This window comes from Paenibacillus dauci, assembly GCF_000971985.1.
GTDB lineage: Bacteria > Bacillota > Bacilli > Paenibacillales > Paenibacillaceae > Saccharibacillus > Saccharibacillus dauci.
In genome coordinates this window covers 667,763-685,351 of sequence record NZ_KQ040798.1, presented here as the reverse complement: position 1 = coordinate 685,351, position 17,589 = coordinate 667,763, and the positions used below count along the sequence as shown (strand labels likewise).

The following is a 17,589-nucleotide window of genomic DNA, read 5'->3' as shown; positions in this document are numbered from 1 at the left end:
AGAATCATGTAGTCGGTATTTCTGGGCTGGCTAGGGCTACCCGAAAAATGAGACACCCAAAACGAAATATGGAACCTTATAACTCTTCTGACATCTGGGTATAATTGAACCTATAAATGTAATCGCTTACATAATTGTAAAAAGGAGGTCGTTGTATGGAGACCGAGGTGAAGACCGGCTCGGATACAAAGCGCAAGACAGGCACTTCCACATCCGGTAGAATGCGCAGATGGTTCCGCCGTCTGTATACCCAGCGTCATCTACAGGTTATGGCTCTGCTCGGTGTAGTCTGGATGCTCGTATTCAACTATATTCCAATGTACGGCATCATTATTGCTTTCAAAGAGTTCAATATTGTCGAAAGCATTGCTGCCGCCCCGTGGGTCGGACTGGAACATTTCCGTGCCTTTATGGAAGACGAGAACCTGCCGGATGTAATCCGCAATACCCTCGGTATCAGCCTGATCAAGCTGTTTATCGGCTTCCCGCTGCCGATTCTGTTCGCCTTGTTTCTCAACGAACTGCGTTCGGTCCGATTCAAGAAATCTGTACAGACCATCTCGTATCTGCCGCATTTCCTGTCCTGGGTCATCCTGGGCGGGATCTTGACTACATGGCTGGCAGATGTAGGTGTGATCAACAATGTACTGCTGGCGCTGCATCTCATCGATCAGCCGATCTCGTATCTGGCAGAGTCGCAGTACTTCTGGGCAATCGTTATTATCTCGGATATCTGGAAAGAGCTCGGCTGGTCTGCAATCATCTATCTGGCCGCCATGGCAAGCGTCTCCCCGGAAATGTACGAAGCCGCCACAATTGACGGTGCCGGACGTTTTCAGAAAATGTGGTATATCACGCTGCCGGGTATCCAGAGCACGATCGCGATCCTGTTCATTCTGGCGGTAAGCGGCGTACTCAATTCCAACTTTGACCAGATTCTGGTGCTGCGCAACTCGCTGAACGAAAGTGCCAGCAACGTCATCGACATTTACGTGTACCAGACCGGTCTACTGTCCGGACGGTTCTCATATTCCACTGCGATTGGACTCATCAAGTCCATCATCGCACTGATTCTGCTACTCATTGCGAATCAGGTGACCAAGCGGCTGAACAACACTTCACTGTTCTAACGAATTGCAGTGTATGGAAGCGAGTGCTGATGTGATCTAAGACGACAATTGGAAATTATGTCTGAAAAGATGGCGAGCCTGAGATCAGACGCTCCGAAATTGGATTTGTCTTCTGCCCTCCGTTAAGATCCGATATCCCTGAATTCCGCTTGCAGCGGAGGATATCCGATCTTAAATAAGGCCGCTCCGCTGCTGAATACAAATTCCAATTCCTTCGCTCCGTGCAGGGAGGACAGGATGTGCTTCTTAGAAATTGAGCCGATAATCAAAATCTAACGAGAATCAAAATCCAGTCTGAGATCAGGAGTTCACTAAAAGTATTTGTGCAATAAAGATACAAGTAATGCGGTCATCAGCCATTACAGCCGTACAGCTAGCTAGCCATCCTTACCATAAACAAAAAAAACAAAAAAACCAAAAAAGCACTGGACACAGCTCAATATCCATTCACAATTAACCAGCAACCAGCAACCAGCAACCAGCAACCCCAGCAACCAGCAACCAGCAACCAGCAACCAGCAACCAGCAACCAGCAACCAGCAACCAGCAACCAGCAACCAGCAATCCCTAGCACCAACTAATCAATAACACCAATCCATCTCCATCATCAATAGCATCACCCAATAATCCCTGTACATCTATATGTTTCAAATGTACAACCCACAACAACAGCTTGCAGAAGCCTTTGCGAGTGGGGGCAGGAGAGGCGTAGATGGGGTGAGGCACGGAGCGGAGGGAAGGGAATTGGGGAAAAGGGCGACATTTAAGCCTGGATATCCACTGCTTTACCCCATTTCAGGATATCCAGGCTTAACAGGAGCCCGCTCCCCAATCCCTTCCCGCAGCGCTTCCCCTCAGCCCAGCCAACCGCCACTCCTAACCTCCCACTCGCAAAAGCGCCGAAAGCAGCATATTCTCCAAGGAAAGGAGCCAGTGTGATGTTAAATGCAGCCCGTCGCACACGCGGCGAAGCGATATTCGATACCTGCAATATGATTTTGATGCTGGCGATCTGCTTTTTGACCCTGTATCCCATCTGGTACGTGCTGATTAATGCACTGAATGAAGGTACGGATGCCATGCGGGGAGGAATTTACTGGTGGCCGCGTATATTCAGTCTGGAGAGCTTCCGTGCGGTATTCCAGAGTGAAGGTATTATGCAGGCGATGTGGATTACCGTCGCCAAGACGTTGATCGGTACAGTGATCCATGTATTTTTCACCGCGATGGTCGCCTATGCATTGTCCCGGCGCGGACTGATCGGAGGCAAGGTATACATCTGGATCGGTACGGTAACACTGTTTTTCAGCGGTGGCCTGATTCCGACATTCCTGCTGATGAAAGATCTCAATCTGCTCGATAATTTTCTGGTGTATATTATCCCGGCGATGTTCAGCTTTTTTGATCTTATTATCTTTATGACCTTTTTCCGGGAGATTCCTGAAGGGCTGGAAGAGGCAGCACGAATCGATGGAGCGAATGACTGGGCGATTTTCCTCAAGGTGGTCCTGCCGGTCTCGATGCCGGTTATCGCTACCATTGCGCTATTCCATGGTGTCTACCAATGGAATGATTATTTTACCGGGATGATCTATATGAATGATACGACACTGCAGCCGATTCAGACATATCTGTACCGCGTGGTCGCCGAATCCAGCTCTAATCAGATGCTGGCAGCTGTCCCAGGCGGCATCAACCGGTCGGTAACTTCCCAGTCGATCAAGCTGGCGACGATGGTCGTTACGACTTTGCCTATCGTATTCGTCTATCCGTTCCTGCAAAAGTACTTTGTCAAAGGTATGATGATCGGTTCCATCAAGGGCTAAGCTTCGAATGGAGTCGTAGATACGTAGCCGATTGGACCGCATGACCAGCATTTTGTATATATACATTCATCCGTTACACACAGAGAGGGGTAATTGTATGAAAATTAAAGCTTCCCGATGGTACAAACCAGCACTGGCTGTCGTAACCGCGAGCCTGCTGACGCTGACAACGGCCTGTTCCTATTTTGGTGGCGGCAGCCAGAGCGCCAGCGAGAATGCTACGCCTGTCAAGCAGGCATCCGCCAATGAACCGGGCTGGAAAGCAGATACGTCACCGATTACATTTGACTGGTATATGAACTTCTCCTGGTACACCGGGAGTGACTGGGGCAAAGATCCAACAAGCCAGTATATTACCAAAAAGACCGGTGTCAGCCTCAATTTTATCGTCCCGGCAGGAAATGAAAACGAGAAACTGAATACGATGATCGCCTCCGGCAAGCTGCCTGATTTTATTACACTTGCCTGGAGTGAAGATGCGGTGAAGAAGATGATCGAAGGCAAACTGGTACTGCCGCTCAATGAACTGGCCGACCAGTATGATCCATACTTTTACAAAGTGACTGATCCGGCTAAATTGTCCTGGTACACCCAGCCGGATGGCAATGTATATGGTTATCCAAATGCTTCCTCATCACCGGCGGACTTTGCCAAGTACGGCAAAAACTATCTGTCCAATCAGGTGTTCGTCGTGCGTAAAGACATGTACGAAGCGCTGGGCAAACCGGATATGCGTACACCGGAAGGCTTCCTGAAGGCATTGGAAATGGCTAAAGAGAAGTTTCCGCAGGTGAATGGTCAGCCGCTGATACCGCTTGGTCTGCATGAATTTACCGAGAACGGCAATTATTCGCTGGAGGGCTATCTGCAGAACTTCCTCGCACTGCCAATGGAAAAAGACGGCAAGCTGTATGACCGGACGACCGACCCGGAATATCTGCGCTGGCTGAAGACGCTGCGCCAGGCGAATCAGCAAGGTCTGCTGGCCAAGGATATCTTTATCGACAAGCGGTCACAAATGGAAGAGAAAATTGCGCAGGGACGTTACTTTGCGATGTTGTATCAACGCAGTGACTTTAATACCCAGCAGAACGCGCTGTATGCAAATGATCCCAATTCGGTATATATTGCGGTAGATGGACCTGCCAATGCGAATATGGATGAGCCGGTATTGAATGGTCCGGTAATCTCCGGTTGGACGCTGACCCTAATCTCCAAGGACGTTAAAGATAAGGCAAGAGCGATCCGGTTCCTGGAGTATATGATCAGTGAAGAGGGACAAAAAGATATGTACATGGGTGAAGAAGGCGTAACGTACGATATGGTGAATGGCAAGCCGCAATTCAAGCCGGAAGTACTCAAGACGCTGAACAGCGACCGTTCGGCTTTTGATACCAAGTATGGCGCTTCCCACAAATACTGGATGGAGATGAACACCAATATCACCGACCAGTGGAAGCCGGAAAGTGTCGAGCCGTTCAAACAGATGGAAGAGTGGACCAAAGGCAAAACAGTCAGCCGCTCCGAGTTTGACCAGCTCAATCCGACCGGTAATTCTCCGGAAGGTATTATCAATACGAAGATCGGACAGCTATGGGGCAAGACACTGCCCAAACTGCTGCTGGCTTCCTCGGACGCCGAGTTCGACCAGATTTTCCAGGATTATCTGAGCAAGCGGGAAGAATACGGACTGTCCAAAGTTCAGGCATATCAGCAGGCTGAATACGAGAAGAATCTGGCCAAGCTGAATAAAAAATAATCCGGTTCGATGCTTGCCCATGTTCCTATATTGTAGCGGACGGGGTGGCATGACCAGCCTAATCCATACGGACAATGCAGTACGATCAGAACAACCAAAAAATACCGCTGAAGTAGTCTGGACGACTGCTTCGGCGGTATTTTGGTATTAATCGATTTTTTGGCTCTATTTATACATGATGTGCCAACTTGGTATGCTGATCGGCTGCTGCAGTTACATTACTTTTTGCATGTGGAGCAGCTTTGCGAATGCCTGAATATTGGTATTAAAATCAGGTACCGTCTGAGACTGTTCCGCGGCCTGAACCAGCTGAACGACTTTATCATTAAATGGAGTTGGAATCCCATGTACGGCAGCAATACGCGGCACGACTCCATTGATATACTCGATTTCGGTTTTGCGTTTCTTTTCCAGATCCTGCAGCATGCTTGCTTTTAGCAGGCGGGATGGTTCCATCACCATGCGGAACGTTTGAATTCGCTCGGGAATATCTTTCTCGCTGTGCACTTCCAGAGAAGCGATATCGAATCCGCCCATTTTGGCAAAGGTCACACCGGCTGCATGTCCTGCCTTGATCGTCTCATCCGCGATGTGAACGGCACTGGTGATCGCTGTCTCGTGATCCAGAATGTCACCGTATTCCCCGTTCAGTGCTGCCGACAATCCGCTAAAAGCGTTATTGATCAGCAGTTTGGACCATTTGGTACCTACCAGATTATCGGAAATATGCGTTCCGCCGACCAGCTCCAGTACAGATTGGATACGCTGAATACGTTCGGTCATTTCGCCATTCAGTTCACCGATCTGGAAAGCGTAATTTTTGAATTGGGTATATTCGGTGGTCAATTTGGAAATGCCCGGTTCCATAAAGGTAGCCCCAAATTCTACCGAGCCTGCAATTACACGGTGTTCACCTACGATTGCAGCAACATTTTGCTCGGGAATCCCGTTTTGCAGCGAACAGACTACGCTCTCCTCATGCAAGAAAGGCAGAAGTTCCTGGAGAACCGAGTCATTATACAGCTGCTTGGTCAATAGCAGAACCAGATCATATTGTCCGGATTTGTGATCGGGAGTTACTGCTTTGACAGGGGCTACGAATTCGGTTGTACCGACTACTTTGGCTCCTGTCTGATTCAGGGCATTCACATGTGCCTCATACGTATCGATTAATTCAACATCCACACCGCCGGCGCTCAGATACGCTCCGACGATAGTTCCAAGGGAACCTGCTCCCAGTATAGCTACTCTCATCTTCAGTTCCTCCTTATTTATTCTCCAGATAGTTATATACAGGCCGTGCCGCATTCAGTGTCAGATCGGTCAGGATATGAGAAGCCGAGACAATCTCCCGTACCGGCAGATCAGCTAGCGGGGCAAGAGCATGCTCGAACAATTGCAGCCGGGCTGGGCCGCTCCAGGCACCTTTGACAGTGATATCGGTAATCTGTGTGCGTACCAGATCGCAGATCCGCAGTTCACCTGCATAATCGGTAGCGATTTTTACCATAAAGGTAGGTCGGCAGATTTCACGCTTGGCAGCTTCCTTATCCATCTCAAAATGCTTGAAGCCCATAGTTGCGGTAGCAACGCGCAGACTGCCGTAATCTAGTGTGCCTACTAGTGTATCCGAATCGATATAGAGCTTGGGCGCGCCCAGCTTTTTGGGATAGGCGGTAAGCTCGCGGCCGCTGGCAATCGCCGGGAAATTATCTACATACATAGAATGTACGTAATCACCATCTTCGCCATTGTAGCGAACCGGAATCACCTGTCCTGCTTCGGTATAGGCGCCGAGTCCGGAGACATCAGGCATCCACATAACTTCGAATTTTACCAGCGGATCTACAATCTCCAGTGGTTCCGGAACCACTTCACGCAGCGCTTTTTCATCTGTGCGATAAATAATGTTCAAATACTCACGGTTAACGAATTTGTAGGTTGGAACAGGATAGGCCGGTGCGGTTAATGGAGTGTTAAAATTTTCGAATGTATTATTCACATCAATTTTCATCAGTACACGCTTCCTTTCGCCTGTTTATTTGCTGCCCAGGGCAGTCATCTATAATGCTGTTTCTATATTGTCTTTCTTTATTTTACGTCTTTATTTACATATAATCTAATACATAATAAAGTATAACTACATTTATCAGGATAAATAAGGAGAGTGTATCGATTGGAATTGCTGCAGCTTAAATACTTCCAGACCGCTGCGTATACCGAACATATTTCCAAAGCGGCGAGGCAGTTAAATATTGCTCAGCCTTCCTTGAGTCTGACGATCAAAAGACTGGAAAATGAACTGGGAACCAGCCTGTTTATTCGAAAGGGAAGGAATATTCAATTAAGTGCTTCCGGACAAATTCTGCTCCGGCATGTGGACCGGATTTTTATGGAGCTGGAAAATGCACAGAAAGAAATACAATCCGAGGAGCAGCTGATTTCGAGTACGATTCGTATTTCCATCTCCAATCCCCGATTCCTCTCCAAATTGATTACCGAATATATCAATCAATTTCCGGCAGCCAATGTTCATCAGGGAATCAAAATGAAAAGTGATATTATCTCCTGCCTCAAAAAAGGAGAAATTGATCTGGGCATCGCAGGTCACCCCACCGAAGATGAGGAGATCGAGAGCTGCTTACTGGTGGATGAAGATATTGTACTGGTGTTGCCTATAAATCACCGTCTGTCCGGCAAAACGGAACTTTCGTTAACCGAAGTAGCCCAGGAGCCTTTTATCTCGCTCGCTGACAATGAAGAATATAGTGCATTTATCAAAAATCTGTGTGAACAAGCAGGCTTTGTTCCCAACAGTATTTTCGAGGTGGATTCCTACCTGCTCTCCGAAATTATCAAGATGAATCAGGGCGTTACGCTGCTGCCGGTTTCGGTCTGTCGACAGTTGCAGCTGGATTATATTCAGATTGCTGATTTATCGCCCACGTATTCGGTCAGCCTGTTTTGGGTCAAAAATAAATTGCTGTCTACTTCAGCCGGCAGCTTTCGTGATTTTATTATCCGGTACTATCGGGACAATCAGGATATGTTCAAGCTGCATTAAATAGATCCTGTCTGTACAAGAACCCCATTTTCTATAATCCGCAGCATATATCTATTCTCAGGGAGCGTCAGCTTAATTTTTTACTCTTTTTACAATATATTGAGTTACAATAGGAGTATAATGTAAGCGTTTATATTTGATGGAAAGGAAGCTGCCGTTTTGAATTCATTGCGTAACAGGCTACGAGACCTGTTCAGACGGCTCAACAGTCTGTCGCTGCAGGTTCGGCTGATTATCGCCTATATCGTTGTCATTTTGCTGCCTACGGCAGGCATTTCCTATTATTCCTATCAGCAGATCAATACGACTTATATACAGGATACCCGGCTCAAAAGTATGGATACCCTTCAAAACGAGAAGCAGACCATTATGACGCAAATCGAGACGATGGAGCGGGCGGCACAGCTGGCAGTATCGGATCAGGAAGTTATCCAGTATCTGACCGAGGATGAAGATACTCCTACAGCCGAATTGATCGAATTCAATGCTAACTCGTATGCGCGGCTCGCCCAGATCCAGATGAATAATCCATCGCTGCTTCATCTGCGGCTGTACAGCAACAGTACGAATACGTATGAGATCTGGCCGATTATTCTGCATGAAAATCGTATTGTTAATGCGCCCTGGTATCGCCTGGCCAGAGGGCTTGGTGACCGGGAAGCCTGGTACATGCAGCGGAGTGATCTGTCACTTGAGCGGGCAGACAGCAGCCGCGCGCTGGAACCCGATCCGCCCAAACTGTCGCTGCTGCGGGAGCTGGAACTGCCGCGTGGTCATCATGCGGGCATGATTCAGGTCGATATGCGCCTGTCTGATCTGGCTCCACTGACTTTTGGTCAGAGTCAGGAAGATAACTCGCGAATGCTGCTGCTTGATGCAGGAGGAGGTCATGTCTCGCCCTATACCGAACAGAATCTGTATAACCGGCTGGCAGATCGCCTGTTCACTGCTGCCGATTCGCAGCGTCTATCAACCGGTGAACTATCTGCCCAGTACAGGGCAGATGGGCAATCCTATCTACTGACGAGTATACCGGTGGAGCGTCTCGGTGCCCGTCTCGTCTATGTGGTATCCCTGGAGAAAATGCTGCAGGATACCGGACGGGCTCGCAATCTGATCATACTGGCGACGGTGGGATTTATCGTACTGGTGTCGCTGATTACGTATGCAGCCAACTCGCTTATTCTCAAAAATCTGCGCAAACTGACTCATGCGATGAAGCAGATGCGCAGAGGTGAATTTCCGCCCGTCGTTCAGGTAGATGGCGGCGGGGAGATCGGAGAGCTGGTCTATCATTTTAACCGGATGAATGGAACGATTAATGAACTGATTGCCCAGGCTGTACGCAAGCAGGCATTAATGAAGGAAGCCGAACTGCGAACGCTGTACAGTCAGATTGATGCGCATTTTCTGTACAATACGCTCGAAAATATCAAAATGTTGGCCGAGATCGAGAACCAGCGGCAAATCTCGGATGCACTTACTTCGCTGGGCGGCATGATGCGTTACAACTTCAAGTGGACCGGAGAATACGTGAAGCTGGAAGAAGAGCTGCGCCATATTTGCAATTATATAGATGTAATGAATATACGCTATGACGAGCCGGTCGAGTTGGAACTGGATATTGCCCCGGCTGATCGGGAATTGATGCTGCTCAAGATGTCTTTGCAGCCACTGGTGGAGAATGCTTTCAAACATGCATGGGAGGAGTCGGCGGACGTTCGTTATCTGCTGATCCGCTCTGTTCAGCGGGAGGACGGAGTCATAACGATCATCGTCCAGGACAATGGAAAAGGCATTCCAGGGCCGGAACTGGAACAGCTGCGTGCACGTATACGTGAAGCCGGAATCCGTCAGGAAGAGCTTCATGATGAACCGGTCCTACAAGCACGGGGAACTACGGGTATTGGTCTGCAAAATGTAGAGCGGCGAATACGATTATTCTATGGGGAACAATATGGTCTGCAGGTTCATAGTATGGCCGGATTGGGCACGCAGGTGGAACTGATCCTGCCCAAACGGATTCAGGCAGGAGGAGGTAACTGATATGAGACAATTATTGATCGTGGATGATGAGAAGAATATCCGGCAGGGACTACAGGTAATGATTGAACGCGAATTTCCCGGCCGCTATGAGACTCACGGTGTTCGTAATGGTCAGGAGGCATTGGAGCGACTCCAAGTGCAGCCGGCAGATATCCTTATCACAGATATCCGAATGCCGGTGCTGGACGGAATCGGCATGCTGGAACAGCTGCGCGCGATGAGACAATCGATTGTACAACCCTGTGTCATTGTATTGAGCGGCTATGATGATTTTGAATATGCCAAAGCCGCGATCCGTTATCAGGTACGTGAGTATATGCTTAAGCCGATCCGCCGTGAAGATCTGTTTGAAGCGCTGCAGCGTATTAGTGAAGAACTGCAGCAGCAGGATCTGGTCGGTCGTCAGCTGGAAGAGGCCGCCCGATATCGGCAGCAGCTACAGGAAGAGCAGCTATGTACTTTGCTGTATGAGCACCCTGTCGATAATAGGCGATCTACGGAATCTACAGGATCAGCGCATATGCTTCCGACGGATTATCATGTCTGTGTATTTCAGTACAGGGATATCCAGGGTCAGCCGGTCAGCCGTCAGGAATTAAAGCTGCTGCTGGAACGACTGGCTGAACAGTCTCTGTCTGCTGTAATAGAATTGCATGACCGGGAGGAACGGTTGGTGTGGATCGTACCCGAGCAGGAGCAGACTCTGATGCAGTCATTGGCGGAAGCGGCTGTTCGTAGAGAAGTATACGGATTACAGTTTGGTATAAGTACAAGAGGACAAGGGACGGATCGGTTGGCACATTATTACCGGGAAGCCTGTATGGCGCTGGAGCAGGGCTTTTTCTATCCGGGAGTCTACCTGCTTGGTTATGAACCTGCCAAGACAGATCCGATTTCGCTGGAACTGCCGGATGAGCAGATCCGGCTGCTTGGCAATATTCTTGGTACGGGGCGTAATCAAGAGATCAGCAGTAGATTGCAGGCGATTTTTCATGTCGATGATCTGCCCGGACTGACTGTTCGTTATGTAGAGGAAGTATCCCGTCAGATCAACGAGTCGATCATGGATGAGGTATTCCGTCATTATGGAGAGCCTTCTATTGAAATTATACGATTGTATCAGCGAACGTGCAGCTTGCAGCGTTACCGGTATTTTCGGGAATATTACCGGGATCTGGAGAGTCTGCTTATTTGTCTGGATGACTATATCAGTAAGCTTCGGCTTGTACACAGTGAACATCGTCAGCTTCGGGAAGCGGTGGAGTTTATACACTCCCATTATGACCGGCCGCTGAATATGGCGATGGTGAGCAACCACGTATCTTTGAATTATTCTTATTTTAGTGAAGCATTCAAAGCCTATACCGGCGAGAACTTTGTGCTGTATCTCAAAAAAATACGTATTGGCAAAGCCAAGGAGCTGCTGGCGGACAGTCCATGGAAACTGGCGGATATCGGTGAAATGGTCGGCTTTGAGAACACCCGTCATTTCTCCCGTGTATTCCGTGAACTAGAAGGCATCTCACCACAGGACTATAGGGCTAAAATGCTGCTGCGCTCTACATTATAAGAAATTTTGACCGACATATTAATCATACCTAATTATGAAATATTTGGAAAAATATTTACTTATTGATTATTCGTTTGCAATATAAATTATTTGAAGTAAAATAGTTGGGTAACCAACAAAAGCATCTTTGTCTGTGACAGAGTGACGAATATTGAGAACATACTGGAGGCGTTCTTGTGCTTAGAAGCGCAAAGTGGAGTATACGCACCAAGATTGTAGCCGGTTATATTGTCATTATCCTGTGTCTTGGCCTTGTATTGACGATGATGTCCAGCCGGATGAGCCAGCTGGAAGCAGAGAATCGTTATATCAATGATCATGATCTGGAAGTGCATAATCTGACCAACGCACTGGAAAAGCATGTGCTGGATATGGAGACCGGACAACGCGGCTATGCGCTGACTGGCGACGAGAGCTATCTGACGCCATATAATGATGCTGCCGTGCAGTGGGAGTCGGACTATAACGAGCTGTATTCCCTGGTAGCAAATAACTCTCTACAGCAAAGCAATCTGGATACAATCAAGGCAGGTATTCAGAAATGGGTCAATGAAGCAGGGAACAAAGTGATTGATCTCAAGCGTGAAGGAGATAATGCCGCAGTAACGGCATTTTTCGCCAGCGATCCCGGCAAGCAGCAGATTGACCAGCTGCGGACAGAGCTGGATGCATTCCGCACCAATGAGAAAATGTTAACAGCAGCACGAATTGAGGATACGGCAGCCAGCAATGAACGACTGCTGAATATCATGATGATATTGTGGGCGGTACTGGCTGCAGTATCGATTGCTACTGCGCTGCTGATCTCGAACCGGATCGTACGGACGATCAAGGATGTTACCGAGACGGTCAATGATATCGCTTCCGGCGGTAATCTGAACAAGCGGGTAGAGATCAAGACTGCGGATGAAGTAGGAGATCTGGGAGAAGCGGCTAATGGATTGCTGGATCATGTACAGCATGAGAACTGGGTCAAGGACCAGATCGCTATAGCAGCTACCAAGTTCCAGGAATCAACAGATATTCATGTATTGTCTTCGGTACTGCTGACCAAAGTAAACAAATGGTTCAAAGCACCTTATGGCGTCGTTTATGTCGATCAGGGCAAGGAAGATTGGAACAAAACGGCTTCGTTTGCAGTAGAAAGTCATGATGCGGATATCGCCCTTCAGCATATTCGACAGGGCGAGGGGCTAGCCGGTCAGTGTATTACCGAACGTCGTGTACTGGAGATGTATCCTTTACCGGCAGGGTATACCCGAATCGTCAGCTCGGGACTGGGTAGCACGGAACTGCAGGCAATGATCGCTGCTCCGATTATTTTTGAAGGCAAGGTTATCGCTGTGGCTGAATTCGCTCTCGTTAATCCGCTCACTTCCGAAGAGCATGCACTTCTGCAGCAGCTAATCGATATTTTTGCAGTTACCCTGAATTCGGTCAAAATGCGTATGGAAGTGGAGCAGCTGTATAGAGATTCCCAGTCGCTGAACCACGAACTGCAGGTGCAATCGGAAGAACTGCAAGTGCAGTCCGAAGAGCTGCAGGCACAGACCGAAGAACTGCAAATGCAAGCAGAAGAACAACAAATACTCAATGAACGTCTCGAGCAGGGCAAGCTGGCGGCCGAGAGTACAGCGATCGAGCTGGATAAATATGCCCAGCAGCTGCAGGTCAGCTCGCGCTACAAATCGGAATTTCTGGCAAATATGTCGCATGAGCTGCGCACGCCGCTTAACAGCATGCTGATCCTCTCCCAGATTCTATCCGAGAACAGCAGCAATACACTCACTTCTAAAGAACAGGAATATGCTTCGATCATTCACTCTTCCGGTAAGGATCTGCTGAATCTGATCAATGATATTCTTGATCTGTCCAAAGTAGAAGCCGGTAAAATGCAGATCGAGATCAATCCGATCAGTATGAGCTCGATGGCAGAACAAATGGAGCGAAGCTTCAAGGAAACGGCCTCCCTGCGGGATCTGTATTTCAAAGTACATGTGGAAGATAATGTACCGGATATCATCTATTCGGATGAGCTGCGTATTCAGCAAGTACTGCGTAATCTATTGTCCAACGCATTCAAATTTACTCAGACCGGCGGCGTAACCATGACCGTCGAGAAGGTAGGCCGGGTGCAGACTTCTGAGTATCAGAGCAGTCAGCCGATGATCGCCTTTAGTGTGAGCGATACAGGTATCGGTATCTCTTCCGAGAACCGTCAGGTGATATTTGAAGCATTCCGTCAGGCTGATGGTGCCACAGCCCGCAAATACGGCGGTACTGGTCTGGGACTGTCGATCTCTTCCCAGCTTGCCCATCTGCTCGGCGGCGAGATCAATGTAGAGAGCAAGCTGAACGAAGGCAGTACATTTACATTCTATATCCCATGTGCGGTCACCGATCCGCATACGGAGAATGAGATGTTCGACCTTAATGAACCGCTGCATCTGAATCGCACAGTATTTATGGATGAAGGTCATATGGTATCGGCGGATTCATACGAAAATTATACATTTACGTATGAATCGGAAGTACGCGAAGCGGAGATTGTAGAAGAAGAGATTACACTTGCCGAGCGTCCGACCACCTTTGAATCTGTGCAGGATCTGCTGACTCCACAGCCGCCAGCAGAAACACAAGAGATTCTGGCAGGCAAAAAGATCCTGATCGTCGATGACGATATCCGTAATGTCTATGCGCTGACCAGTATGCTGGAGCGCTATAATATGAATATTGTCATCTCCCAGAATGGCCGGGATGCACTGGAAATTCTGCATATGGATCAACATATCGATCTGATTCTGATGGATATCATGATGCCGGAGATGGATGGCTATGAGACGATGAAGACGGTTCGTAACCTTTATGGTTATGCAGATGTACCGATCATTGTACTCACTGCCAAAGCAATGAAGGAAGATCGAGAGAAGAGTATCCAGGCTGGAGCAACCGATTATATGAGCAAACCGCTGCAAATGCAGGAAGTATTACAGCGAATTCGTTACTGGCTGCACCAGACCAATGTTCGATATTCTACACGTTAATACACCACAAGCGAAGTTTGTGCGACCTTTTGGGTCCGCAAACTTCTTTTTTTATGGACAATCAGCAAAAATTATCGTTAAATATACAAAATGACTTAGTTACTTATTAAAAAGTTTGAATATCATCCGATAATACAATTGTAGGTCTAAATACCCTAATTCATTCACGAATATATGGGCTTAAATGACTACAGATTGGAGTGGGTGAACGGAAGTATTATTATTTTCGATTATCTAAACAGGGGTTGGATAATAGCTGAATAATAAGAGGAACCTTCTCCGGCTAATATTACCGAAAGGAAGAATCAGTATGAATATAAGCTCTGCCGTTAATTATCCATCTTCCGGTACATCCTCTTACTATCCCAAAAACACAGTAAGTACTGAATCGCAGTCAGATACTGTCTATACTGCAGGGACCGAAGATCCGCAGGTACAGGCTGAAAAGGCCAAAGAACAAAAAGCCAAAGATCATAAGATGGAAGATCAGAAGAATCAGGATAAGCAGGCTGAAGAGCATAAGCTCGAAAAACAGACACGTTACAAAAAGGAAGATCGTATCAAAGAAACCAAACAGAAAGATAGCGATCAATTCCTGCAGAATCAGCAGAAGCAGAATGAAGAGAGTAACGAAATTGCTTCGGATATGCTGGTACAAAACGCCTATATTCAGATGGGCGCGCAGGCTAATCTCCCGATCACCAAAGATAATTACGAAGAAGCTGTCAAACACCTGGCTGCACGTGGATTCCAGGTCAAGCTGGAAGAGGATAAGCTTAGTATCTCTTCCAAGCTGCATCAGCTCAAACTGGAGATCAGCAAGCAATCCTATGATCAGTATGTCAATACTTCTTACAGTTCCGCACCAGCAGAAGAGAGTGCCGACATGCGTACCGAATCTTCAACTGGCTCATCCACTAGTGTTACAGGTGGTTATTTATCAACAGGTACGTATACTCCGCCAGCAACAGCTTCACCATCCCATGAAGCAGAAAATGACAAAGAAGGAGCTATGCAGCCTTCCCGGCAGCCGGTAACGCGTACAGCCGATGAATCGTCAGAGCCTGCTGCAACTTCTGCCACCCCACAGGCTGAATCTACAACCTCTGCACCTGCATCAACAGATACAAAAAGCAGCCCGACTGCGTCTACTTCTGGCAATGAAACTGCTACAAGCGGAACAAAAGGAACAAATAATGGCAAAACCACATTAATACCGGGTCTGTTGTAATTTATAATTCTGTAGAATAGCATTTTTCATTTTATTGTAGAGCTATAATCATGCATTGAAGAATATGTATATGGCAAGCCTCATGTTGATCCTGTTAGGATAATGTGAGGCTTTTTAATATAGATTATTATTATAAGTCTTAAGAACTACATATGCTTGACGATTTATAGTGAAAAGAAAAGTTTTTTTCGAAAAAAATACCGTCATTTTTCGACTTTTGAATTGCATAAGTGTGTACAGTCTATTGAAAACAAGAATGAAAAAGCAAAAATAATTTTCCAAACCCTTTCCAGTAAAGGGTTTTACATCGAATTATCAAAAATGGTTAATAATTACAATTTATAGACTAAAGTCCCTTGATAACCAACTGGATAAATAGTAAATTATTACCAATATAAGTGGAACAATATACCTGTTATGTATATTAAATAGAAATACGCATTATCTTTATCCTTAGCCGCCTATCCAGAATTGGATTCATATATTAACAACCCAAAGGAGAATAACCCCATGAATATCACATCTGCAGCAAGTTACAATGTCAGCAATTCTATTCGGCCATCCTATATGTCCCAGCAGCAGGATATGGCAGATCCAATCAAGGCAAACCCAACCGATACGGCAGTCGCAACAGAAGAGAAGCTGTCTCCTGTTGAACAGAAAATGGAAGATAAAAAGCAATACCGTGAAGAAATGAAGCAAAAAGAAAGACGCGACACCGACCGGGATGAGTTTTTTGACAAGCAGCAAAAAAGAAATCAGGAAATTGCTACCCATATGAAGGAAGCATTCACCAGTCATCATTTTTACGATATTGGTAATGATCATGATCTGGCTCTGAATAAAGAAAACTATGAAGAGACGGTTAAAGATCTATTCAGTAAAGGATTTAAAGTGCAGGCCGATGATAGACAGATGACGGTTACTTCCAAGCTGCATCAATTGAAGTTGGAAATGAGCAAGGAATCCTACACTAAATACGTGGAAATGGCCTATGGTCAGAAATTCGCAGAACAGGTTACGGGAACCAGCTCTGCTGACAAAAAATCTTCTGCTGTTAACAGTGCAGGGATTTATACAAATCAGATTGGCAGTGCAGCGGTCAAAACAGCCAGTGCTGCAGTGAGTTCTGTATTAAATGGAACGCTGCAGGGAGTAGCTTCTACAACGATTGGGACCCAGACGGAGAGCAAGATAGCAGGTGCAACTGAAGCTGTCAAAGTCGAAGCCTATACGCCACAACATCAGGAAGCCGCAGCAGTTGTTCAGCCGCAACCGGTTAATAACACTGCGCAGGAGTCCACAGCCAGCCAACCAGCAGCTTCTAATTCAACTGCACCTACATCAAACTCCAGCACAACAGAAGGCACATCAACAACCATAAGCAGTGGTAATACAGCCAATACAGCACCAGCTGCAGAGACGTCTTCACCTGCAACGAGCAGCCAATCCGGCCCAGTATCTGCTGCTGTAACCAGTATCACGCCTGAGCCAACACCGGTAGTTACCAGCCCGGCACCAGTATCCACTACCAGTAGCAGCCCGACTGCAGCTGTACCAGTAGCATCCACGACTATACCAACGAGCAGCACAACAGTACCGGTAAGCTCTACAACTACTCCAATCAGTACAACAACGTCTACCAATACAACAACGAGCCCGGCACCGAGCACCGCTACATCTACCAGCACTGCATCAGCCAGTCCTGCTACAACACCAGCACCAACAAGCACTACAACAGCAGCGCCAACAACTATTACGGGTACATTGACAGGTGTCGTCAATACCACGGTGACAGCGACAGCGACTACAGTGAATACGACTACTTCCGCAACCAAGAATCTGGTAGGTGGACTGCGTAAATAAAATGAATATATCTTTCTTGAAAAAGCCTGTATCGCTAACGGTAAATCACCTTC

General features: G+C 47.2%; 11 protein-coding genes. 9 read left to right on the top strand and 2 right to left on the bottom strand.

The genetic code is table 11. From position 1 onward, the window contains the following. Positions 1-221: 221 nt before the first annotated feature. From WH46_RS02950 to WH46_RS02940, 3 genes are all read left to right on the top strand, one after another. Positions 222-1,130, top strand: a complete 909-nt coding sequence (locus WH46_RS02950) for an ABC transporter permease (protein WP_231584273.1) — start codon at positions 222-224, stop codon at positions 1,128-1,130. A 938-nt stretch (positions 1,131-2,068) separates the two neighbouring features. After that, positions 2,069-2,956 (top strand): carbohydrate ABC transporter permease, encoded by an 888-nt coding sequence (locus WH46_RS02945; RefSeq protein ID WP_017812750.1) that lies wholly within the window; start codon positions 2,069-2,071, stop codon positions 2,954-2,956. A 97-nt stretch (positions 2,957-3,053) separates the two neighbouring features. Then, positions 3,054-4,715, top strand: coding sequence for an extracellular solute-binding protein (locus WH46_RS02940; protein ID WP_046225621.1), 1,662 nt, complete (start codon positions 3,054-3,056; stop codon positions 4,713-4,715). Between the two features lie 213 nt (positions 4,716-4,928). Here WH46_RS02940 and WH46_RS02935 read toward each other — a convergent pair whose 3' ends face one another. After that, a complete protein-coding gene (locus tag WH46_RS02935) occupies positions 4,929-5,969 on the bottom strand; it encodes a ketopantoate reductase family protein (protein ID WP_046225620.1) in 1,041 nt (346 codons plus the stop codon). A gap of 13 nt (positions 5,970-5,982) precedes the next feature. Next, entirely contained in the window at positions 5,983-6,729 is a 747-nt protein-coding gene (locus WH46_RS02930; RefSeq protein ID WP_046225619.1) for an acetoacetate decarboxylase, read from the bottom strand. 162 nt (positions 6,730-6,891) lie between these two features. Between WH46_RS02930 and WH46_RS02925 the strand changes: the two genes are divergently transcribed. The 6 genes from WH46_RS02925 (at position 6,892) to WH46_RS02900 (ending at position 17,536) form a co-directional block, all read left to right on the top strand. Continuing rightward, a complete protein-coding gene (locus WH46_RS02925; protein WP_046225618.1) occupies positions 6,892-7,779 on the top strand; it encodes a LysR family transcriptional regulator in 888 nt (295 codons plus the stop codon). A gap of 159 nt (positions 7,780-7,938) precedes the next feature. Next, positions 7,939-9,825 (top strand): cache domain-containing sensor histidine kinase, encoded by a 1,887-nt coding sequence (locus WH46_RS02920; protein ID WP_046225617.1) that lies wholly within the window; start codon positions 7,939-7,941, stop codon positions 9,823-9,825. A gap of 1 nt (position 9,826) precedes the next feature. Continuing rightward, positions 9,827-11,395 (top strand): response regulator, encoded by a 1,569-nt coding sequence (locus WH46_RS02915; RefSeq protein WP_046225616.1) that lies wholly within the window; start codon positions 9,827-9,829, stop codon positions 11,393-11,395. Positions 11,396-11,571: 176 nt separating this feature from the next. Beyond that, positions 11,572-14,439 (top strand): CHASE3 domain-containing protein, encoded by a 2,868-nt coding sequence (locus WH46_RS02910; RefSeq protein ID WP_046225615.1) that lies wholly within the window; start codon positions 11,572-11,574, stop codon positions 14,437-14,439. A gap of 310 nt (positions 14,440-14,749) precedes the next feature. Then, positions 14,750-15,670, top strand: a complete 921-nt coding sequence (locus WH46_RS02905; protein ID WP_046225614.1) for a hypothetical protein — start codon at positions 14,750-14,752, stop codon at positions 15,668-15,670. Between the two features lie 510 nt (positions 15,671-16,180). Further along, a complete protein-coding gene (locus tag WH46_RS02900) occupies positions 16,181-17,536 on the top strand; it encodes a RodZ family helix-turn-helix domain-containing protein (RefSeq protein WP_046225613.1) in 1,356 nt (451 codons plus the stop codon). Positions 17,537-17,589: the final 53 nt, after the last annotated feature.

Excerpts from the sequence above, each read along its gene's own strand:
- WH46_RS02950 (WP_231584273.1), top strand. The coding sequence starts at position 222 with ATGCGCAGATGGTTCCGCCGTCTGTATACCCAGCGTCATCTACAGGTT.
- WH46_RS02945 (WP_017812750.1), top strand. The coding sequence starts at position 2,069 with ATGTTAAATGCAGCCCGTCGCACACGCGGCGAAGCGATATTCGATACC.
- WH46_RS02940 (WP_046225621.1), top strand. The coding sequence starts at position 3,054 with ATGAAAATTAAAGCTTCCCGATGGTACAAACCAGCACTGGCTGTCGTA.
- WH46_RS02935 (WP_046225620.1), bottom strand. The coding sequence starts at position 5,969 with ATGAGAGTAGCTATACTGGGAGCAGGTTCCCTTGGAACTATCGTCGGA.
- WH46_RS02930 (WP_046225619.1), bottom strand. The coding sequence starts at position 6,729 with ATGAAAATTGATGTGAATAATACATTCGAAAATTTTAACACTCCATTA.
- WH46_RS02915 (WP_046225616.1), top strand. The coding sequence starts at position 9,827 with ATGAGACAATTATTGATCGTGGATGATGAGAAGAATATCCGGCAGGGA.
- WH46_RS02905 (WP_046225614.1), top strand. The coding sequence starts at position 14,750 with ATGAATATAAGCTCTGCCGTTAATTATCCATCTTCCGGTACATCCTCT.
- WH46_RS02900 (WP_046225613.1), top strand. The coding sequence starts at position 16,181 with ATGAATATCACATCTGCAGCAAGTTACAATGTCAGCAATTCTATTCGG.